Below are 6447 nucleotides of genomic sequence, written 5' to 3'. Positions count from 1 at the left end.
AAAGAAGAAGGACACAAGCCATGCCTTGACCCCGACTTGATCCGAAATCCATAGTCAGAGGTGGCTCACTTCTCGATGGAAAACCCGGCTCAGTTCTGGGTGGAAATCAACACATAGGGTCCCTGCGCTGACTTTCGGCTCAGCAGGCGTTGTCAACGCTGCTTCCACGGTCGGCGGAGCGCACGTCCTACAACGACATGATGCAGCCGGCTGCCAGACGCATGGAGGCGAGCCGAGCGTCCCGATTGCTCCTGCGACACGAGAACATCGGCATGGCCGGCCGCTGCCGGAGCAACGGCAGCCAAGCGCCGCCGATGGATCCCGGTCTTCGCAAGCCGGTCAGGGCGTTCGACGATCCTGTCGCGCAGCCTGGCAGGCCCCGCTCCAGGCGCGTTGCGAAGGATCGGCAACGCCACATCTTTGCCGCCGCTGATCGCGCAACAGGAGCTTCTGCCGGCCGTCGTCGCCCGCGTGGCGCCGCTGATCGTCTCCATCGGCCCGGCAGGCCATACCTTCGCGCCGGCGGCATTCGGGCCGCTGTGTGGAAGTGGGCAGGCAGGCGCCACCGGAACCGGGGCGCTGTTTCTCTGCGCCGTCGCCATTCAGCTCGCCGCAATCAGTAGCTGGATTGCGGGACGGATCACGAAGCGGGCGCGCCAGCGCCCTCCAGCCAGCCGGCCCCGATCCAACCTAGCGGGCTGCATCAACCGGTTCTCCCGGCTGAGGAAAATCATGGTTACGGGAACAACGCAGCCCATGTTTCACGCGGCTGTCACATGCGGCCACTAGCGGTCGGGGCGAATGCCAATGAACAGCCAAGGTCCCCGATGAACCGCAAGATCAACCGCCTGTCGCTCTTTTCCCTCGCCCTCTGCGGGCTCGCCTCCGGCCTGCCGCTTGCGGCGCAGGCGCAGTCGGCCTGCGTGCCGGCCGCGCCGATGACCGGGGACAGCGTGCTGTGCGAAGGCATGGGCGACGGCATCCGCAACGATGCGCTGAGCGGCGTCAGCGTCACGGTGGCGGCGGGGGCCGAGATCACCAACGCGACCGATGTCGCCTTCGAACTCGATGGTGACACCGTGTTAACGAACGACGGCGTGATCACGTCGGGCGGCGACCACGCCGTCCAGCTCGGCGATCGCGGAACGGTCGGCAACAGCGGGACGATCGAGAGCGCCGGCGGCGACGGTGTCAATGCCAATGGCGAGGCCGTCATCACCAATTCCGGCGACATCATCGGCAGCGACGAAGGCGTCCAGATCGAGCAGGACAGCAGCGTCGTCAACTCCGGGGAGATCACCGGCGGCGATCGGGGCATCGACGGCGACGACTTCACCGGCATCAGCATCCGGAACAGTGGCAGCATCACCGGAACCGGCAGCGACGGCCTGCGTGTCGGGGCAGGGGCGTCGATTGCGAACAGCGGCCTCATCACGGGCGGCGACGAGGGCATCCAGCTTGAAGGCGACGGCAGCGTCGTCAATTCCGGTCGGATCACCGGCGCCGACCGTGGCATAGATGGCGACGACTTCACCGGCCTCCAGATCCGGAACAGCGGCGTCATCACCGGAACCGACAGCGACGGCCTGCGGATCGGCGCGGATGCTACGGTACGGAACAGCGGAACCATCACCGGCGGCGATGACGGCGTGCAGGTCGGCTCGGACAGCCTGGTCGTCAACAGCGGCACGATCACGGCCTTCGGCGGCGAGGGGATCAACGGCAACGAGGACGGCGTGTCGGTCGAGAACAGCGGCACGATCATCGCCCTCGACGACGGGCTGAACCTCGCCGACGACGCCTATGTGCTGAACACCGGCACGATCCTCAGCAACGGGACTGAACAGGACGCGGTCGATCTCGACAGCGGTACGGTGATCAACCACGGCACGATGCTGTCTCTCGCGGCGCTGGATGGCGACGGGATCGACTTCGACGCGGGCGCGACCGCGGCCGGCTTCGTGCTGAACACCGGCCGGATCGAGGGTGCGCGCGGGGTCAATGCCGATGACCTCGACACAGTGTCGCAGACGGTCACCAACTACGGCGCCATCACCGGCCGCAACGGCACCGCCATCTTCCTTGCGGGCGGGGATGACGTGGTGGAGCTCGGGACTGGCTCGCGGATCAACGGCGCGATCGACCTCGGCGAAGGGACCGACACCTTCCGGCTGCTGTCGCCGGTGCAGGGTGTCTTCGACTTCGGCAGCGCGCCGGAGGTCTTCGACGCGGGCGGCAACCCCTTCATCGTCTCGACCGACGGGCTGCAAGCGGTGGCGGCGGATCCGGGCGTGATGTCCGCCGGTGACGCGCTGGCCGCCCGCGGCCTCGCCTCCGTGCTCGGCACGGCGCTGGAACTGGCGGAGGAGGCTGCGGGCTTCGCCGCCCGGCTCAATGCCACGGGCGAGCGCGACGAGGTCGAGGGCGTGCTGCGGCACGGCTTCGCGCTCGGCGACGGCACGGTGCTGTCGGTGTTTGGCGGTCTCCAGTCGGGCAGCGCCGACACCCTGCCCGGCGGGGTGGATCTCGACTACCGCATGGCGCTGGCCGGTCCGGCGGCAAGCCGTGATCTGGGGGCCGGGCGGGCGACGCTGATGGGCTTCGTCGGCGCCAGCGAGACCCGCTTCGACGCCGCGGCCGAGGTCGGCGGGCGCGGCACGGCGGATGGCATGCTTTACGGGGTGGCCGGACGGCTGTCCTACGCTGCGGGACAACTGGGCGTCGCCGGCCTCGATCTGGCGCTGTCGGGCGGGATCGGCTGGCATGACATGGACGATCTCTCGCTGTCGACGCTGGGCGACTACGATGCGCGCATGCTGCGCACCGGCTTCGCCCGGGTCGAGCTTGGCCAGAGCATGGAGATGGGCGAAGGCACGCTGCGCGGCCTCGTCCGGCTGACCCATGTCTCCGGGGACGGCGACGATTTCACCCTGCGCGCGCTCGGCGGCAGCACCAGCTTCGGGGCCGACCTCGACAGCGACACGATCCTGGGGATCGGCGCCGAATACCTGCAGCCCGTCACCGGCGGCACCCTGAGCCTGCGCCTGCTCGCCGAAGGCACGGATGACGACATTGCCATCGGCCTGGGCATCGGGATGACGTTCTGAGGCGGTAGCGGCATTGGGGCGGCCCTTGCACCGGCCGGTGCAAGGGCGGCGATCTTGAGGGCCGGTCTCGCAACCGTGTCTGTCGGCCAGCCTATGACGCGATGGGTCATCCGTCTTGGGCAGGTTTCCGGTCTTTTCGAAAGACGGGCGACCTTTGTCCTCCTCATCGAGTGGGTTCCGTGGCGGCTGGCTCGAGGCTGGCAAAAGCCACCCAGCCTCGCAGGATCCGGGCCCAGTGGCGCGTCGACATGTGGGACTGGCGTGGATGCGGCCCGGCCAGAGATATCGGCGCCGACCATCTCCGGGTCGGCGATCCGACGCTCGACGGACCAGCGGCTTGTCTTGGTGATTTAGAAGCGGACCGGCTTGCCGGTCTTGCTCCGGGTCACAGAGGGTCGTTTCCTGGCGCGGCCGGCGATGAACAGGTCACGCAGGAAGAGGGAGTGAATAGCCCCGAGTTTGTCAGACGACTTCGTGTCTCATCTTCTGCCGCCCTTCGAACTCGACAGCATGCTGTTCCTCGCGTGTTTGCGCTTCGGGCTGTTTCTGACCGCGCTCAGCAGATCGCCTTCCCAGAGCTCGAGCCCGATCTGGCGCTGGTCTTCAGCGCGACCGAAGGCGCCAGCCGGGAAGCGCGGTAGGGTGAGATCGCTCCCTGGACTGCGGCAACGACCGCGCAGACCACGTCGATCCACCCGACCCTGAACGTCAACATGCGGCCCCTCGCGGCGACCGCGGAGCGAACCTCAGGGCCCGGCAGACAAGTCGAACCGCTGCGAAAACAGCCCTTGGCCAAGACGATTGGAGAACGCCCCGGGACACGGTTACCGCAGGCGCGAATACCGAAGAAGCCGCGGCGAAGGTGGCGCGCGCGATGACCACCAACCCTTCGCGGAGGCGGTCGAAGTGGTGCAGCCGTTGCCCCATCTTCGGACGAACGGCATCGACTTCGGCCAACACTTTGCTCTGCGGTGCGGCGGACCCCTGGCCGGCGGACAGAACCACATTGCGCAGCACCTTGTCTCCGGCGGGACGCCCATGGGGGTCGTTGATCAGCTTGAACCTGTCGAGATCGACGCCTGCCACGCAGGCCGGTGGCCCGTCCTTCCAGACCTGTAGCAGGCCGCGGATACACCGGTCTTCACTGATCCGCCCGGGCGCTACTGCCTGTCGGCCCGGCGCCGTCTGCGTCTGGTGCGCGGCGCCCCCGCCCCTCCCGTGCCTGCATCGCCCCCGTCCGAGGCGCGATCGAAACTGTTGCGCTTGCTCTTCATATATATTAGTGCACCAGTTTAGGCGGGGAGGAGCTCGTCATGATCCAGGGAGGAAGATCGATGAGAACGACGGCTTTGCTTGCGCTTGGCGCAATGGCGGTGGGACTGGTGGCGACGGGCGCCTCGGCGCAGACCTCTTGGCCCGAGCGCACCATCAACGTGATCATCGGCGCCAGTCCGGGCGGCGACACGGATTTCAACGCCCGCACCATGGCGCGCTACTTCGAACAGGTGACCGGGACCGGCATGGTCATCACCAACATGCCGGGTGGCGGCGCGACCATCGCCACCTCTGCGGTGCGGGATGCCGATCCCGATGGCTACACCATGCTCTTCGGCCACACGGGCCACCTGATCGTCACCGAGGTGTCGGGGCTGGCCGATTACGGCATCGACGACTTCGAGATCTGCTGCATCCCGGCGATCGACCAGGGCGCGGTGTTTGTGGCCAGGAAGGACTCCGGACTGACGACGGCCGCGGATGTCGCGGCGCGCGAGCCGGGCAGCGTCACCTTCGGCACCGAATTCGGCGGCTACTCGCATCTGCAGGGCCTGATGTTCCAGCAGGCGACCGGGGCAGAGATGACCATCGTCGACACCGGCTCCGCCTCGGAGAAGATCGCGGCGCTGCTGGGCGGGCGAATCGACGTGGCCGGCATCGCCTACGGCGCCGTGCAGGACTATCACACCTCGGGGCAGATGGTGGTGCTGGGGCAACCCAATCCCGAGCGCAACCCGCTGCTGGGCGACATCCCGACCTTCGTCGAGCAGGACATCGATTTCGTGATGAACAACCCCTACATCATCGCCTTCCCGAAGGGCACCGATCCCGAGATCGTGGCCAAGATGGGAGAGGTGATGCAGCAGATCACCGAGATCCCCGAGTACGCCACGGACCTGGAGCAGGGCTTCAAGCAGCCCGTCAGCTTCCTGCCGCATGACGCGGCGATGACCCGGCTGAACGAGATCCGCGACGCCTACATGCCCTCGCGCGAGGCTCTGCAGGCCGCACGCTGAGCCCTATCCCGGCGCGAAGCTTCCGGCCCGCGCCGGACCACACCCATCAGCAAGGGAGGGCTGCGGCATGCGGCTCAAGGACGTGACTGTCGGCGGCGGAATGACGGCTGCGGGCCTGGTCTATCTAGGCATGGCGGGCTCGCTGCCGGAGCGGGACGGGGTGGATGCCGCCACCGTGCCGACCATCCTCGCTGTGATGATGATCGCGCTCGGCGTGATCGAGCTGATCGGCGCGCTGCGTCGCCCGGCGGTCGTCGGCGCGGGGGAAGGGCAGGCCGCCGGCGGGACGGACATGCTGACCGTCGGTCTGACCCTCGCCCTGATCGCGGGCTTCATCGCCCTGCTGCGGCCGCTGGGGTTCCCCATCGCCACCTCGATATACCTCTTCCTGCAGTTTCTGGTGCTGACCCCGCGCGGGGGACGCCCGCCGGTCCTGCTCTACGCCGGCCTGGCCCTGGGCGCGGCCCTGTTGATCTTCGTCACCTTCCGTTTTGGTTTCGACCTTCTGCTGCCCGCCGGCCCGCTGGTCGCCTGGCTGAACTGAGAGCTGATCCATGTTCGACCTTCTGATCCAAGGCTTCATCGCCGTGCTGTCGCCGCAGATATTCCTGCTGATGACGGCCGGCGTCGCGGTCGGCATTGTCTTCGGCGCGGTGCCCGGCCTGACGGCGGTGATGGCCATCGCCCTTTGCCTGCCGATGACCTACGGGCTGGGGCCTGCGGCCGGCATCTCGTTGCTGATCGCGCTCTTCGTCGGGGCGACCTCGGGCGGATTGATCTCGGCGATCCTGCTGAAGATCCCCGGCACCCCATCCTCCATCGCCACCACCTTCGATGGCGGGCCGATGATGGAGAAGGGCGAGGGCGCCAAGGCGCTCGGCGTCGGCATCGTGTTCTCCTTCCTCGGCACCATCGCCTCGGTTGCCGCGCTGGCCTTCATCGCGCCCTCGCTGGCGAAGGTGGCGCTGTCCTTCGGGCCGCATGAATATTTCGCCATCGCCGTATTCTCGCTGACGCTGATCGCCACGCTGTCCTCGGGGTCGATGGCC

4 protein-coding genes are annotated in these 6447 nt (G+C 67.6%); all 4 read left to right on the top strand.

From position 1 onward, the window contains the following. Positions 1 to 827: 827 nt before the first annotated feature. Positions 828 to 3107, top strand: coding sequence for a hypothetical protein (locus C5F48_RS21085; protein ID WP_107665740.1), 2280 nt, complete (start codon positions 828 to 830; stop codon positions 3105 to 3107). 1334 nt (positions 3108 to 4441) lie between these two features. Next, positions 4442 to 5398 (top strand): tripartite tricarboxylate transporter substrate binding protein, encoded by a 957-nt coding sequence (locus C5F48_RS21075; protein ID WP_107665738.1) that lies wholly within the window; start codon positions 4442 to 4444, stop codon positions 5396 to 5398. A 67-nt stretch (positions 5399 to 5465) separates the two neighbouring features. Continuing rightward, positions 5466 to 5942, top strand: a complete 477-nt coding sequence (locus C5F48_RS21070; protein WP_107665737.1) for a tripartite tricarboxylate transporter TctB family protein — start codon at positions 5466 to 5468, stop codon at positions 5940 to 5942. Positions 5943 to 5952: 10 nt separating this feature from the next. Then, on the top strand, positions 5953 to 6447 hold a 495-nt coding region (locus C5F48_RS21065), incomplete at its 3' end, for a tripartite tricarboxylate transporter permease (RefSeq protein ID WP_181247745.1).

Origin of the sequence: Cereibacter changlensis JA139 (assembly GCF_003034985.1) — a bacterium.
In the GTDB taxonomy this organism is placed as follows: domain Bacteria; phylum Pseudomonadota; class Alphaproteobacteria; order Rhodobacterales; family Rhodobacteraceae; genus Cereibacter; species Cereibacter changlensis.
This window is presented reverse-complemented; position numbering and strand designations above follow the sequence as displayed.